At 62.4% G+C, this 12,647-nt stretch carries 11 protein-coding genes, 1 tRNA gene and 1 other RNA gene; 7 read left to right on the top strand and 6 right to left on the bottom strand.

Annotated elements, in window-relative coordinates:
• Nucleotides 1-10: 10 nt before the first annotated feature.
• Nucleotides 11-208: an SPOR domain-containing protein gene (locus SJY18_RS02590; RefSeq protein WP_337337972.1), complete on the bottom strand. Its 198-nt coding sequence runs from the start codon at nucleotides 206-208 to the stop codon at nucleotides 11-13.
• 94 nt (nucleotides 209-302) lie between these two features.
• Between SJY18_RS02590 and ppgK the strand changes: the two genes are divergently transcribed.
• Nucleotides 303-1,064, top strand: coding sequence for a polyphosphate--glucose phosphotransferase (gene ppgK, locus SJY18_RS02585; RefSeq protein WP_337337973.1), 762 nt, complete (start codon nucleotides 303-305; stop codon nucleotides 1,062-1,064).
• A gap of 41 nt (nucleotides 1,065-1,105) precedes the next feature.
• Here the strand turns inward: ppgK and rnpB are convergent.
• The 4 genes from rnpB to SJY18_RS02565 all read right to left on the bottom strand — a co-directional run bounded on the left by rnpB (nucleotide 1,106) and on the right by SJY18_RS02565 (nucleotide 4,162).
• An RNA gene (rnpB, locus tag SJY18_RS02580) (RNase P RNA component class A) lies at nucleotides 1,106-1,472 on the bottom strand.
• A 44-nt stretch (nucleotides 1,473-1,516) separates the two neighbouring features.
• The gene (locus SJY18_RS02575; protein ID WP_396668291.1) at nucleotides 1,517-3,259 is read right to left on the bottom strand and encodes a bifunctional 3'-5' exonuclease/DNA polymerase; all 1,743 of its coding nucleotides are present in this window, start codon (nucleotides 3,257-3,259) and stop codon (nucleotides 1,517-1,519) included.
• On the bottom strand, nucleotides 3,240-3,971 hold the full coding sequence (locus SJY18_RS02570) for a C4-type zinc ribbon domain-containing protein (RefSeq protein WP_337337976.1): 732 nt from the start codon (nucleotides 3,969-3,971) through the stop codon (nucleotides 3,240-3,242). The genes SJY18_RS02575 and SJY18_RS02570 overlap by 20 nt, the downstream gene beginning before the upstream one ends.
• A 118-nt stretch (nucleotides 3,972-4,089) precedes the next feature.
• Nucleotides 4,090-4,162 (bottom strand) — tRNA-Val (locus SJY18_RS02565).
• A gap of 207 nt (nucleotides 4,163-4,369) precedes the next feature.
• Between SJY18_RS02565 and aceE the strand changes: the two genes are divergently transcribed.
• The 6 genes from aceE to SJY18_RS02535 all read left to right on the top strand — a co-directional run bounded on the left by aceE (nucleotide 4,370) and on the right by SJY18_RS02535 (nucleotide 11,959).
• Nucleotides 4,370-7,099, top strand: coding sequence for a pyruvate dehydrogenase (acetyl-transferring), homodimeric type (aceE, locus tag SJY18_RS02560; RefSeq protein ID WP_396668290.1), 2,730 nt, complete (start codon nucleotides 4,370-4,372; stop codon nucleotides 7,097-7,099).
• An 8-nt stretch (nucleotides 7,100-7,107) separates the two neighbouring features.
• Nucleotides 7,108-8,325 (top strand): helix-turn-helix domain-containing protein, encoded by a 1,218-nt coding sequence (locus SJY18_RS02555; RefSeq protein ID WP_337337978.1) that lies wholly within the window; start codon nucleotides 7,108-7,110, stop codon nucleotides 8,323-8,325.
• Between the two features lie 83 nt (nucleotides 8,326-8,408).
• Nucleotides 8,409-9,323 (top strand): ACP S-malonyltransferase, encoded by a 915-nt coding sequence (locus tag SJY18_RS02550; protein WP_396668289.1) that lies wholly within the window; start codon nucleotides 8,409-8,411, stop codon nucleotides 9,321-9,323.
• A 14-nt stretch (nucleotides 9,324-9,337) separates the two neighbouring features.
• The gene (locus tag SJY18_RS02545; protein WP_396668288.1) at nucleotides 9,338-10,339 is read left to right on the top strand and encodes a beta-ketoacyl-ACP synthase III; all 1,002 of its coding nucleotides are present in this window, start codon (nucleotides 9,338-9,340) and stop codon (nucleotides 10,337-10,339) included.
• A gap of 72 nt (nucleotides 10,340-10,411) precedes the next feature.
• On the top strand, nucleotides 10,412-10,660 hold the full coding sequence (locus tag SJY18_RS02540) for an acyl carrier protein (protein WP_337337981.1): 249 nt from the start codon (nucleotides 10,412-10,414) through the stop codon (nucleotides 10,658-10,660).
• A gap of 60 nt (nucleotides 10,661-10,720) precedes the next feature.
• Nucleotides 10,721-11,959: a beta-ketoacyl-[acyl-carrier-protein] synthase family protein gene (locus SJY18_RS02535; RefSeq protein WP_396668287.1), complete on the top strand. Its 1,239-nt coding sequence runs from the start codon at nucleotides 10,721-10,723 to the stop codon at nucleotides 11,957-11,959.
• A 150-nt stretch (nucleotides 11,960-12,109) separates the two neighbouring features.
• Here SJY18_RS02535 and SJY18_RS02530 read toward each other — a convergent pair whose 3' ends face one another.
• Nucleotides 12,110-12,613, bottom strand: a complete 504-nt coding sequence (locus SJY18_RS02530; RefSeq protein ID WP_337337983.1) for a DUF3145 domain-containing protein — start codon at nucleotides 12,611-12,613, stop codon at nucleotides 12,110-12,112.
• Between the last annotated feature and the right edge of the window lie 34 nt (nucleotides 12,614-12,647).

The raw sequence follows: 12,647 nt of genomic DNA, 5'->3' as shown, positions 1-12,647 counted from the left end.
AACCTGACACTCAGGCAGAACCCCAGTTGTCTTCCTTGGACTCTTCGTCAGCCCACGCGCGTGAGCGCGCCTTGAGAACCTCAGGAGCGGCCGCTGCCTCGTCGGGTGTATCGAACGGCCCCGCGCGGTCAATGGCGGGCGACTCGAAGCCCTTCTCCACCTCGCCCGTTTTCAGGTTGTACCAATACTTCTCGTTGTCACCGGTCATCGTGGATCTCCTCAATGAAGCGGGTTTCCGCAGCTACCGTCATCCTAACGACCCGCGTTCAGCCGATGGGGCGCTCGATCGATAGGCTTACTCCATGGCATCTCAAGGGACCCGTGCGGTCGGCGTAGATATTGGCGGCACGGGGATCAAAGCAGGAATCGTCGACCTCGACCGTGGCGAGCTGATCAGCGACCGGGTCAAAGTTGCGACGCCTGCCGGGGCGGAGCCCAAAGATGTTCTCGCAGCCGTTACGACAGTGCTCGGCATTCTTGAGGTTGAAGATGCGTCGATTCCGCTGGGGGTGGCTTTTCCCGCAATTGTGAAGAACGGCCGCACTTTGTCTGCTGCGAACGTCTCTGACAAGTGGATCGGGTTCGAGGCAGAAAAGTTCTTTGAAAAAGGGCTAGGCAGAGACATCCACTTCGCCAATGACGCCGATGTCGCGGGCGTCGCTGAGCTGCGATACGGCGCAGCCAAAGGGCAGCAAGGATTGACGATCCTGACCACGCTAGGCACCGGCATTGGCTCAGCCCTCTTGTACGACGGCGTTTTGGTCCCTAACTCAGAGTTGGGCCATGTGCACCGCCCAGGCCACAAGAGCGACGCCGAAGCGTACGCCGCCTACTCGGCGATGGAGCGTGAAGAACTCTCGTGGAAGCAGTGGGCGAAGCGTCTGCAGTGGTACTACGGGCACATCGAGTTTCTGTTCAGCCCAGACCTGCTGGTCGTCGGCGGTGGAGTGTCCAAACACTCGAAGCAGTTCTTGCCGTTACTCGATCTCAAGACGCCGATCGTTCCCGCGGTGCACCGCAACAACGCCGGCATCATCGGCGCGGCAGCGCTCTCGCTCGGCTGACATCAGGGGCGCAACGGTCTCGTCACGTCGGTGATCAAGGGCGAATGGGCCGGCCTGTACGCCGGGTTCTGTTCGGGGGCTTGGCGCCCCTCTGATGACCATCTATCTCGGCGACACGTTGCCGTGCCGCTCTAGCGGCCTACCCGGGGACTCGGCGAGCCGCGTCAACATCCCCTGTCTGGCCTTGCTCCGGGCGAGGTTTACCTTGCAGACCGTGTCACCACGATCTCGGTGGTCTCTTACACCACCGTTTCACCCTTACCGGGCGCGCCCGGCGGTCTATTTTCTGTGGCACTGTCTCGCGGATTGCTCCGGGTGGGTGTTAGCCACCGCCCTGCCCTGTGGAGCCCGGACGTTCCTCGGCGCGAAGCGGAGAACCGCTCACGACGTGATCATCCAGCCGACCCATTCGCAACAGTGATCCTATCTGGGTCGTGAGCGGACTGAGAGTCTCAGTCCTTCGCAGCGGTGTCTGCGATGCTCACATCGAGCGGAAAATCTAGCCGGAACTCGCCAAACAACAGCCGACCGGCTGCTTCGGCGGACGCTTGCACTGCTTCGGCGGCAGCGGTCGCTTGCGACTCGTGTGCATGTACGATCACCTCATCGTGCAAGAAGAATGCCAGGTGCGCTCGCCTATCGAACACTGTGCCAGACGCAGTCGCTCGTTCGCCGGAGGGAGCCGGAGGCAAGCGATCCAGCCTCGAGCGCAGATCTCCTAGCCACGCCAGGGCCCACTCGGCGGCCGTGCCCTGCACAATGAAGTTCCGCGTGAATCGACCGCGGTCTCGTGCCCAACCTCGTGCACGGGCAACGTCGGCCTCAGACGCGCCTGAGTCGCTTGCCTGTGCTTGGGCAACCTGCCACTGCGATGACGGCGGTGCACAGGTGCGACCCAGCCAGGTCGCGACTGTACCGCCGTCTTCGCCGGTTCTCGCCGCGCCGTCAACGAGAGCCATTGCCCGGGGATAGCTTCGCCGCAGACGCGGCACCAGCCGGCCAGACTCCCCCGACGTCGCGCCGTACATCGCGCCGAGCATGGCGATCTTGGCTTCTGGGCGGCTTGCGATCGTTCCCGAATCGACGATTCCTGCGTAGAGGTCACGGCCGAATGCCGCGTCGGCTAGGTAGTTGTCCGCCGCCATTGCCGCGAGCACGCGCGGTTCGAGTTGCGCTACATCGGCGACGACGAGCTTCCACCCTGGATCGGCACGCACTGCACTGCGCAGCTGACGTGGAATCTGCAGGGCTCCCCCACCAGAAGACGCCCAGCGCCCGGTGACCACTCCACTCGGCACGTAAACGGGACGGAAACGCTCGTCATGCACCCACTCGTCGAGCCATGCCCATCCGTTGGCCGACAGCAGGCGTGTCAGCTTCTTGTACTCGAGCAGGGGCGCAATGACCGGATGTTGCTGCTCGGCAAGCTCCCACCGGCTTGTCGATTCCACCAAGACACCCGCGCGATGCAACGCGCGCAGCAGCTTTGGCTGCGAATCTAGGCTGACGGTGTTGTCGCCGAGAAGCTCGTGGATCTGATTCCTGAGCTGAAGGATCTGCGTGGGAATGCCAGTGGTCGTGTCAGGGGTGCCAAGACTCTCGTGCAAGATCTGCTCATGAGCTGCGCGACTCCATGGCAGGCCAGCCACTTGAAGCTCAGCCGCGACGAGCGCGCCCGCCGACTCGGCCGCCGTGAGTAGCCGCAATCTGTTGGGATCTGTGCTCTGTGTAATCGCGGCTTGTTGGCGCGCGAATTCCGCGACAGTCTCATCGGCATCGGTGGGCAGTGCACTTCGTGAGGTGTCGGAATCCCAGTCAAAGAGCGCAGGTGCACGGAGCGGACCTGCCTCATACGGCAGCGCATGCCAGCGAGATGCTGCCCGCAGCGGTGCAGCATCCACTACCAGATTCGAAGCTTCTAGAACGAGGTGTGAGAGTCGAAGATCGTGACACCGCGAAACTCGAATGCCGGCTTGGAGCAGTCGCGGATACCACCGCGGCGTGTCGTTCCATACCCAACGTGGTGAGAAGGCTGACTCTCGGTCGATCACCCAGCCCGGAAACTCCGCTGCGCTCAAATCGACGCGTTGCAGGGCGGCGCCGGTGGCATCGAGCACAACCGCGAGTACGCGCTCGCCAGATGTGCCGAGCGCTACCCAGCCGTGGCGGGCGGAGTCAGAGACCGGAGTCCTCACCGCGCACCAGAATGCACCCGCACTCAGGGCAATGCACGACGGCGTCAGGCGCAGCCGCGCGCACTTTCTGCAGGTCGGTGCCAGACAGCACCATGTTGCACGCGCTACAGGTGCGTCGAACGAGTTCGCCCGCGCCGTTGTCACGCTGCGAGATACGGTCATACAGCGCCAGCAAGTCGTCGGCTACGTTTTGCGCGACAGCCGTGCGGTCTCTCGTAGCAGCCTCGAGCTCGGCGGTTGCCTCTGCAACGTGCCGCTTTGCCCCCGCACTCAATTCGGCGCCTTCAGCGTTGGTGGTTGCGATGAGCGACTCCTGCTCGGCGACGGCGGCCTCTGCGGCCTCGAGTCGCTCCATCACCAGAATTTCGCCGTCTTCGAGTTCGCTCTTGCGGCGTGCGAGAGATTCAAGCTCGTGCTCTAGCCCGGCAATCTCCTTCGTATTGCTCGACACCGCGAGACGCCCGGTGTCGCGTTCTCGACGAGCGTCGACTACTTCGACGTCGGATTCGATTCGAGACAGCTCGGTGCGCAGATCATCGCGAACTCCGAGCCGAAGCGCCAACTCTTGCGAAAGCACCTGGCGCTGCGCCAGCAGCTCTTTGATGCGCGCGGCCTGAGGGGCATTCGCGCGGGCATGCTCGGCGCGACGAATTCGAGCGTCGAGGTCGGAAACCTCAAGAAGGAGGCGCTGGTTTGCGGGGCTGGCATTCACGGATCAAACCTAACCGACACGAGGGCTTCCGCGTGAAAGCCGGCTCTAACGTTGGCTGGGCGCGGCGACTTGCACCGTCACTCACCAAGGTGCGTGAGATACCGAATCACGCCTGCAGTGGGCCCTGCCGGGATCGAACCGACGACATCCACGGTGTAAACGTGGCGCTCTACCAGCTGAGCTAAAGGCCCTTCCCCATCAGTCTACGAGACTCAGCCCCGAATCAGCGAAACGAGCACATCTGGCCGCGAAACGCAGACATCTGGGCACTTCGGAATCGGCTCCCGACACTCAAACTCGCTAGGCTTATGGTTGGCGCTTTGTGTGAGTCGAACAATGTCCACACCGCTTCGATAGTGATTCCCTGGCACGATCTGCCAGACGACGAAAGGTCTTCTGTGACTGTCAACGATCAGGATCCATACTCGCAGGCTCCCCTCGATAGCGATCCCGATGAAACTGCCGAGTGGCAGGAATCCCTTCAGCAACTCGTGCAAGCTCGTGGCCACGGCCGTGGGCGCGAGATCATGCTGAGCCTGCTCCACACGTCGCATGAGCTTCAGCTCAACGTGCCCCAGGTGCCAACCACCGACTACATCAACACGATTGCGCCTGACAACGAGCCTGATTTCCCGGGTGACGAAGAGATCGAGCGCCGCTATCGCCGTTGGGTTCGTTGGAACGCGGCACTCACCGTGCACCGCGCTCAGCGCCCCGGCATCGGCGTTGGCGGACACATCTCGACGTATGCGTCTTCGGCGTCGCTCTACGAGGTTGGCTACAACCACTTCTTCCGCGGCCTCGACGATCCGGACGGCGGAGACCAGGTCTTCATCCAGGGTCACGCATCCCCCGGCACGTACGCGCGATCGTTCCTCGAGGGAAGACTTACCGAGAACCAGCTTGATGGGTTCCGCCAGGAAAAGTCGAAGGCTCCTGATGGACTGCCGTCGTACCCGCACCCGAGGCTCATGCCCGAGTACTGGCAGTTCCCCACCGTTTCGATGGGACTTGGCCCCATCAACGCCATCTATCAGGCGATGACGAACAAATACCTCACCAACCGAGGCATCAAGGATGTCTCCGATTCGCACGTTTGGGCATTCCTCGGCGATGGCGAGATGGATGAGGTCGAAAGCCGCGGGCAGCTTCAGGTAGCCGCCAACGAGGGCCTTGACAACCTGACCTTCATCGTCAACTGCAACCTGCAGCGCCTTGACGGACCCGTTCGTGGAAACGGCAAGATCATCCAGGAGCTTGAGAGCTTCTTCCGGGGCGCGGGCTGGAATGTCATCAAGGTCGTCTGGGGCCGCGGTTGGGATCAGCTGCTCGCGAAGGATGACGATGGCGCACTCGTGCGTCTGATGAACAGCACCCCCGACGGAGACTTCCAGACCTTCCGTGCTGAAGACGGCGCGTACATTCGAGAGAACTTCTTTGGTCGCGACGAACGTACCGCCGCCCTGGTCAAGGACTGGAGCGATGACCAGATCTGGGGCGACCTTCGTCGTGGTGGGCTGGACTACCAGAAGGTCTACGCGGCCTACAAGAACGCCCGCGAGCACAAGGGGCAGCCGACGGTCATTCTGGCCAAGACAATCAAGGGCTATGGGCTCGGTCACCACTTCGAGGGGCGCAATGCGACGCACCAGATGAAGAAGATGAGTCTGCAGGACCTCAAGCACTTCCGCGATTCGATGCGGATTCCGGTCTCAGACGCACAGCTCGAAGAAAACCCATACGAGCCTCCGTACTACAACCCCGGACCCCAGGACGAGACGATCCAGTACATGCAGGAGCGACGTCGTGCCTTGGGCGGGTTCCTGCCCGAGCGCCGCACACATCACGTCGGTCTGCAGTTGCCCGGCGATGCGACCTACGCGCTTCCGAAGAAGGGCTCCGGCACGCAAGAGATCGCCACGACGATGGCGTTCGTTCGACTGTTGAAAGACCTGTTGCGAGCGAAGGACTTCGGCCACCGCATCGTGCCGATCATTCCCGACGAAGCACGCACTTTCGGCATCGACGCGTACTTCCCCACGGCGAAGATCTACAACCCGAACGGCCAGAACTACACGTCGGTCAACCGTGAATTGCTGCTTGCCTACAAGGAGAGCCCGCAGGGCCAGATCCTTCACGTCGGCATCAACGAGGCGGGTGCTGTGGCCGCGTTCACCGCCACAGGAACGTCGTACTCAACGCACGGCGAGCCCTTGATCCCGGTCTATGTGTTCTACTCGATGTTCGGATTCCAGCGCACCGGCGACGCTCAGTGGGCCGCTGGCGACCAGATGGCTCGTGGCTTCATCATCGGCGCCACCGCAGGACGCACCACGCTCACGGGTGAAGGCCTTCAGCACGCGGACGGTCACTCGCACCTGCTCGCATCGACTAACCCGGCAACGGTGTCGTACGACCCCGCCTACGGCTACGAAATCGCTCACATCGTGCGCGCCGGCATCGAGCGCATGTACGGCGGCGAGCACTCCGATCCGAACGTCATGTACTACATCACCGTGTACAACGAGCCGCTGGTGCAGCCAGCTGAGCCCGAAGACGTCGATGTCGACGGAATCCTGCGTGGAATCCACCGCATCTCGGTGGGCGAAGGCGAAGGTCCTCGTGCGCAGCTACTCGCTTCGGGAGTGGGCGTGCTTTGGGCAAAGGAAGCGCAGCAGCTGCTTCGCGATGACTGGGGTGTGATTGCTGACATCTGGTCAGTGACCTCCTGGACAGAGTTGCGTCGTGATGGGCTCGCTGCCGATGAGCACAACTTCTTGCACCCCGAGGAAGAGCCGCAGACCGCGTACATCACCAAGAAGCTCGCTGGCGCTGAAGGACCCGTCGTCGCAGTGAGTGACTTCATGCACGCGGTGCAAGACCAGATCCGACCCTGGGTGCAGCACCAGTTCGCCACCTTGGGCGCAGACGGCTTCGGCTTCTCTGACACCCGTGCGGCTGCTCGCCGATTCTTCAAGATCGATGGGCCTTCGCTGGTTGTTCGCACGCTTCAGGCGCTCGCCGCCGAGGGCAAGGTCGATCGCTCGCTATCGGCTCAAGCTATCGAGAAGTACAAGCTGCACGATGTGACCGCTGGCACGAGCGGCAACGCGGGCGGCGAGAGCTGATCGCATAGATGCCCGCCTCGACCGACCCCAAGGCCAAGGCCGAGACCCTCGCCTGGCTCAGGCGGATCTCGGGCGAGATTGCCACCACGACGATCAAACGACTTGACGATACCCTTCCGTGGTACGCCGAGATGCCGCCCGCGCGGCGATCGTCTGTGGGGTTGGTCGCACAGGCGGGCATCGCCGCGTTCATCCAGTGGTACGACGATCCCGGGGGCACACCGTGGATTGCCGCCGATATCTTTGCGGCAGCACCTCGCGAACTGCTGCGTAGTGTGAGCTTGCAGCAGACGCTGCAGCTTATTCGTGTGACAGTCGAAGTCACCGAAGAGCGCGTCCGCGGGCGCGGCGACGATTTGCGCGAGGCGATTCTGCTCTACTCGCGCGAGGTAGCCTTCGCGTCTGCCGATGTGTATGCCCGTGCGGCCGAAGCACGAGGACTTTGGGATGCTCGGCTCGAGGCGCTCGTTGTCGATTCGATTCTTACCGGTGAATCTGACGAAGAACTACCCAGTCGTATCGCGGCGCTTGGCTGGCACGGGCATGGTGAGGTCGCGGTGCTGGTGGGCACCACCCCCTCGCAGTTCGACATCGACCAGTTGCGGCGTACCGCGCGCAAGCTGGGCGTTGATGTGCTGATCGGTGTGCAAGGGTCACGCCTCGTGCTGGTTGTCGGGCGCTCCGACGCGCCTAATTCCTCCGAGGACCCCGAAGGCGAGTTGGCCTTCGTGGAAATCGCGAAACGACTCGAACCCGGCTTCGGCGCTGGCCACCTGGTGCTGGGCCCGACGGTTCCAGCGCTCGTCGACGCGGGTCAGAGTGCCCGAGGCGCGCTCGCGGGTTTCGCGGTCGCACGCGCATGGCGTCATGCACCTCGGCCGGTAGAAGCCGACGACCTGCTGCCTGAACGCGCGCTCGCAGGCGATCCGCTTGCGAAGCAGACTCTCGTAGAGCGCATCTATCGTCCCCTGCAATCGCACAGTGCAGACCTGGTCACCACGCTGTGGAGCTACCTCGACAATGGCCGCTCGCTTGAAGCGACGGCACGTGAGCTGTTCGTTCACCCCAACACGGTGCGTTACCGGCTCAAACGGGTTTCGGATGTCATCGGCTGGGATGCGACCGGTCCGCGGGAGGCGCTGATCTTGCAGACTGCCCTGATTCTGGGCTCGGTAGGGTCAGAAGCACACCGGCGCCGCATGCCGACACGCCGTCAGTCGCACTGACTGTATATCTCGTACAAAGGTTCTGGAGATTCTTGTAAGAGCATCGCCAGAGCGGCCTCGACTGTGCCTGACAGTATGGATAGGTGAAGATCGCCGTATTCCCTGGACAAGGTTCGCAGTCTCCCGGGTTTCTCGCCCCTTGGCTTGAGATCGACTCCGCTCGGGAGCGGCTATCTCGCTACTCCGACTTCGCCGAGATCGATCTCGTCGCGGCCGGAACCGAGTGGGATGCTGATCGAATTCGCGACACACAGGTCGCGCAGCCACTCATCGTCGCCGCGAGCCTGTTGTCGTGGAATCTGCTGACTGATCACTCTGCGATCGGAGCTGTCGCTGGCCACTCGGTTGGCGAGTTCGCAGCCGCGGTCGCCGCCGGAATTCTCACCGACGAAGACGCGCTTCGTCTCGTGGGAATCCGTGGACGAGCCATGGCCGAAGCCGCGTCACAGACCGCGACCGGCATGAGCGCCGTGATTGGCGGAGACGAAACCGCAATACTCACACGTCTTGAAGAACTCGATCTCACGCCCGCCAACTACAACGGTGGTGGACAGCTCGTCGTTGCCGGCGCTGTCGAAGCGCTCGCCAACCTGGCCGCCAGCCCCGTTGCCGGCACGCGGGTCATCTCTCTCCCGGTCGCCGGAGCATTCCACACGCGTTACATGTTGCCCGCAGTCGATGCGCTGCGCGCTGCGGTGACCACAGCAGCGGTGTCAGCACCCGCGCTCATGATCCATACCAACAAAGACGGTTCGGTCGTGACCAGCGGAGAGGAGTTCATCGATCTGCTGGTGGCACAAGTTGCATCTCCGGTTCGGTGGGATCTCTGCATGTCGGCGTTTGCACAGGCCGAGGTTTCGGGCATTGTGGAACTGTCGCCCGCAGGAGCTCTCACCGGCTTGGCGAAGCGTGCACTTCGCGGCGTTCCCACAGTGGCCGTCAAAACCCCCGATGACCTTGAAGCGGCCGAAACGTTGCTCGGCGCCGTCAGCGAATAACAGGAAGCCGTTCCATGAACCCCACCCTGACCCAGCCCACCGGTCCTGCCCACACTCGTATCTACTCATACGGTGCCGCTCGAGGCGAGATCGCAGTGACAAACGACGAACTGGTCGGTCCCATCGACTCAAGCGATGAGTGGATCCGTCAGCGCACCGGCATCGTCACACGCATGCGCGCCGTCGCTGATACCGACGCGATCGATCTGGCCACCGATGCGGCTCGCGAAGCGATCTCTCGATCAGGTGTCGCGGCCGACAAGATTGACGTCGTGATCGTAGCGACGATCAGCAACCCAAAGCAGACACCCTCCGTTTCTGCGATCGTGGCCGATCGGGTGGGCTCGAACCCGGCGGCCGCCTACGACGTGAACGCTGCGTGCGCGGGATTTGCGTACGGACTAGCTCAGGCCGACGCTCTTATTCGCGCGGGAGCCGGTCACTACGCGCTTGTCATCGGCACTGAGAAGCTCAGCGACGTAGTTGACCCCACCGATCGCAGCATCTCGTTCCTCCTGGGAGACGGTGCAGGAGCAGTCGTCGTCGGCCCAAGCGACTTTGCAGGCATCGGCCCCACGGTCTGGGGTTCAGATGGATCAAAGGCAGACGCTGTCGCCATGAATCACACACTTACTGAGTTTCGCGACGGTCTTTCGCCCTGGCCTACTCTCCGACAGGAAGGTCCCACTGTCTTTCGTTGGGCGGTGTGGGAGATGGTGAAGGTCGCGCGACAGGCGCTCGAACAGGCGGGAGTGCACGCGAGCGACCTCGCAGCGTTCGTTCCGCATCAAGCCAATATGCGCATTATCGATGAGTTCGCAAAGCAGCTGAAGCTGCCAGAAAGTGTGATCATCGGGCGAGACATCGAAACCACGGGCAACACCTCTGCGGCATCCATTCCGCTGGCTACCCACCGCTTGCTTGAAGAGCACCCGGAGCTCAGCGGCGGACTGGCTCTGCAGATCGGCTTTGGTGCAGGACTCGTTTTCGGCGCACAGGTCGTCGTGCTGCCATGAGTTGAAGGCGCACGACTCTAGACTGATTCCCGGCCCGTCAGGGCAACCGACCCAAGAAAAACAGGAGAGATCATGGCATTCAGCACAGAAGAAGTTCTCGCAGGGCTCGCCGAGCTCGTCACGGACGAGACAGGAATCTCGGCCGACGAGGTTGCGCTCGAGAAGTCCTTCACCGAAGACCTCGACATCGACTCGATCTCGATGATGACAATCGTCGTCAACGCAGAAGAGAAGTTCGGCGTCACGATTCCGGACGACGAGGTCAAGAACCTCAAGACCGTGGGCGACGCTGTCACCTTCATTACGTCGAACCAGGCGTAGCGCCATCCCGGTGGGGGCGGATGCCCCCACCGGCAAACGATCACGGAGAATCTGCATCTCATGACCATGTCTCGCATCGTTGTTACCGGCATCGGAGCTTCAACGCCGATCGGCGGTACAGCTAGTGACAGTTGGGCCGCACTGCTAGACGGCGCTTCCGGTGTCAGCAGCCTCGAATTCGACTGGGTAGCCCAGAATGATCTTCCCGTCACCTTTGCCGCGCAGGCAGCAGTTCGCCCCGACAGCGTTCTCGAACGTCCGGAGGCGAAACGGCTCGATCCGTCTGCACAGTTCGCTCTGGTAGCCGCGCGTGAAGCATGGGCCGACGCCGGAAGCCCCGAAGTAGAGCCCGAACGGCTGGGCGTCGACTTCGCGACCGGTATTGGTGGACTCTGGACTTTGCTCGACGCATGGGACACGCTTCGAGAGAAGGGGCCGCGGCGCGTCATGCCGATGACGGTGCCGATGCTGATGCCAAATGCTGCGGCTGCGGCTGTATCGATGCATCTGAACGCCCGGGCGTATGCCCGCACGGTAGCTTCGGCATGCGCCTCCAGCACGGAGTCGATTGTGAACGCCGTTGAGCATCTCCGTCTCGGACTTGCCGATGTCGTCATCGCGGGTGGCGCGGAGTCAGCCATTCACCCGTTGACGATGGCCGCGTTCTCGTCGATGCAGGCGCTGTCAAAGCGCAATGACGACCCAGCGACCGCTTCGCGCCCGTACAGCATCGATCGCGATGGCTTTGTCATGGGCGAAGGTGCAGCCGCGGTCGTGCTTGAACGTGAAGATGACGCTCGCGCGCGCGGCGCCAAGATCTACGCCGCCGTCGTCGGCGGCGGGATCACCGCTGATTCATACCACATCACGGCTCCCGAGCCTGAAGGGCTGGGCGCATCCCGCGCTGTGCGGCTCGCGCTCGAAGAGGCTGACGCTTCACCCGATGATGTGACGCACATCAATGCGCACGCCACATCAACGCCAACCGGCGACATCGCCGAGTATCGGGCGCTGCGCAGCGTTTTCGGAGACCGGGTACACGAGATTCCGGTGTCTGCCACCAAGGCCTCCACGGGCCACCTGTTGGGTGGCACAGGCGCGTTGGAAGCGGTGTTCGCTATTCTTGCGATTCGAGACGGGATCGCGCCCCCGACGATCAATATCTCAACTCAGGACCCAGAGATTCCGTTGAGGGTTTCCGGCACGGTGTCTCCGCTCCCGTCGGGCGACCAGCTCGTGATCAGCAACTCCTTTGGATTCGGTGGCCACAACGCGGTAGCCGCTTTCGCTTCCGTCTAGGAAGCAGCCTTTGACGGACGAACGCCCTGCGCTCCTTGCGAGGAGTACAGGGCGTTTGTCGTGTCAGGCGACGATTCGTGTTTCCGTTCCCCAGGACCTGAGTCTTCCGAGTGTCGGTAATAGCGCCTTATCGCCTGAGGCTACGAAGGGCTAGCCCACTTTGTGAAGCCAGACCACGGATGCTTCGTCACTCGCGTGACGGAAAGGTTCGAGTTCTTCGTCCCACGCAGCTCCGAGGGCGACGTCAAGTTCGCGTTGCAGTTCGAAAGCATCGCCTGCCGCAAGTTCGATCGCGTAGCGGATGCGGTCCTCACCGATCACGACGTTGCCAGCGGAGTCGGTCTGGGAATAGTGGATGCCGAGCCCGGGCGTATGCAGCCATCGCCCGCCATCGCTGCGTGGTGTGGGGTCTTCGGTGACTTCGAAGCGCAGATGCTCCCACCCACGAATTGCGGTCGCCAGAGCTGCACCAGTGCCAGCGACGCCCTCCCAGTAGAACTCAGCACGACGACTCCCCGCCAAGACCGGCTGTTCAGCCCAGTCGAAATTGACCGCGCGCCCGAGGGCGCGACCAACAGCCCACTCAAGGTGCGGGCAAAGTGCTCTGGGCGCAGAGTGAACAAAGATCACTCCACGCGCCTGTGGTGTCGTCATCATCATCTCTCCGTTTCATCAGGTGCGTCTTCCC

The sequence above is a fragment of the Microbacterium sp. R86528 genome, from assembly GCF_044596335.1.
GTDB classification, from domain to species: Bacteria; Actinomycetota; Actinomycetes; order Actinomycetales; family Microbacteriaceae; genus Microbacterium; species Microbacterium marmarense.
Note: the sequence above shows the minus strand (reverse complement) of the source record. Positions and strands in the feature narration are given on the sequence as shown.

What these genes read in the sequence shown, in the direction of transcription:
- SJY18_RS02590 (WP_337337972.1), bottom strand. Translation starts at nt 208, where the DNA reads ATGACCGGTGACAACGAGAAGTATTGGTACAACCTGAAAACGGGCGAG.
- ppgK (WP_337337973.1), top strand. Translation starts at nt 303, where the DNA reads ATGGCATCTCAAGGGACCCGTGCGGTCGGCGTAGATATTGGCGGCACG.
- SJY18_RS02555 (WP_337337978.1), top strand. Translation starts at nt 7,108, where the DNA reads ATGCCCGCCTCGACCGACCCCAAGGCCAAGGCCGAGACCCTCGCCTGG.
- SJY18_RS02530 (WP_337337983.1), bottom strand. Translation starts at nt 12,613, where the DNA reads ATGACGACACCACAGGCGCGTGGAGTGATCTTTGTTCACTCTGCGCCC.
- SJY18_RS02545 (WP_396668288.1), top strand. Translation starts at nt 9,338, where the DNA reads ATGAACCCCACCCTGACCCAGCCCACCGGTCCTGCCCACACTCGTATC.
- SJY18_RS02540 (WP_337337981.1), top strand. Translation starts at nt 10,412, where the DNA reads ATGGCATTCAGCACAGAAGAAGTTCTCGCAGGGCTCGCCGAGCTCGTC.
- SJY18_RS02535 (WP_396668287.1), top strand. Translation starts at nt 10,721, where the DNA reads ATGACCATGTCTCGCATCGTTGTTACCGGCATCGGAGCTTCAACGCCG.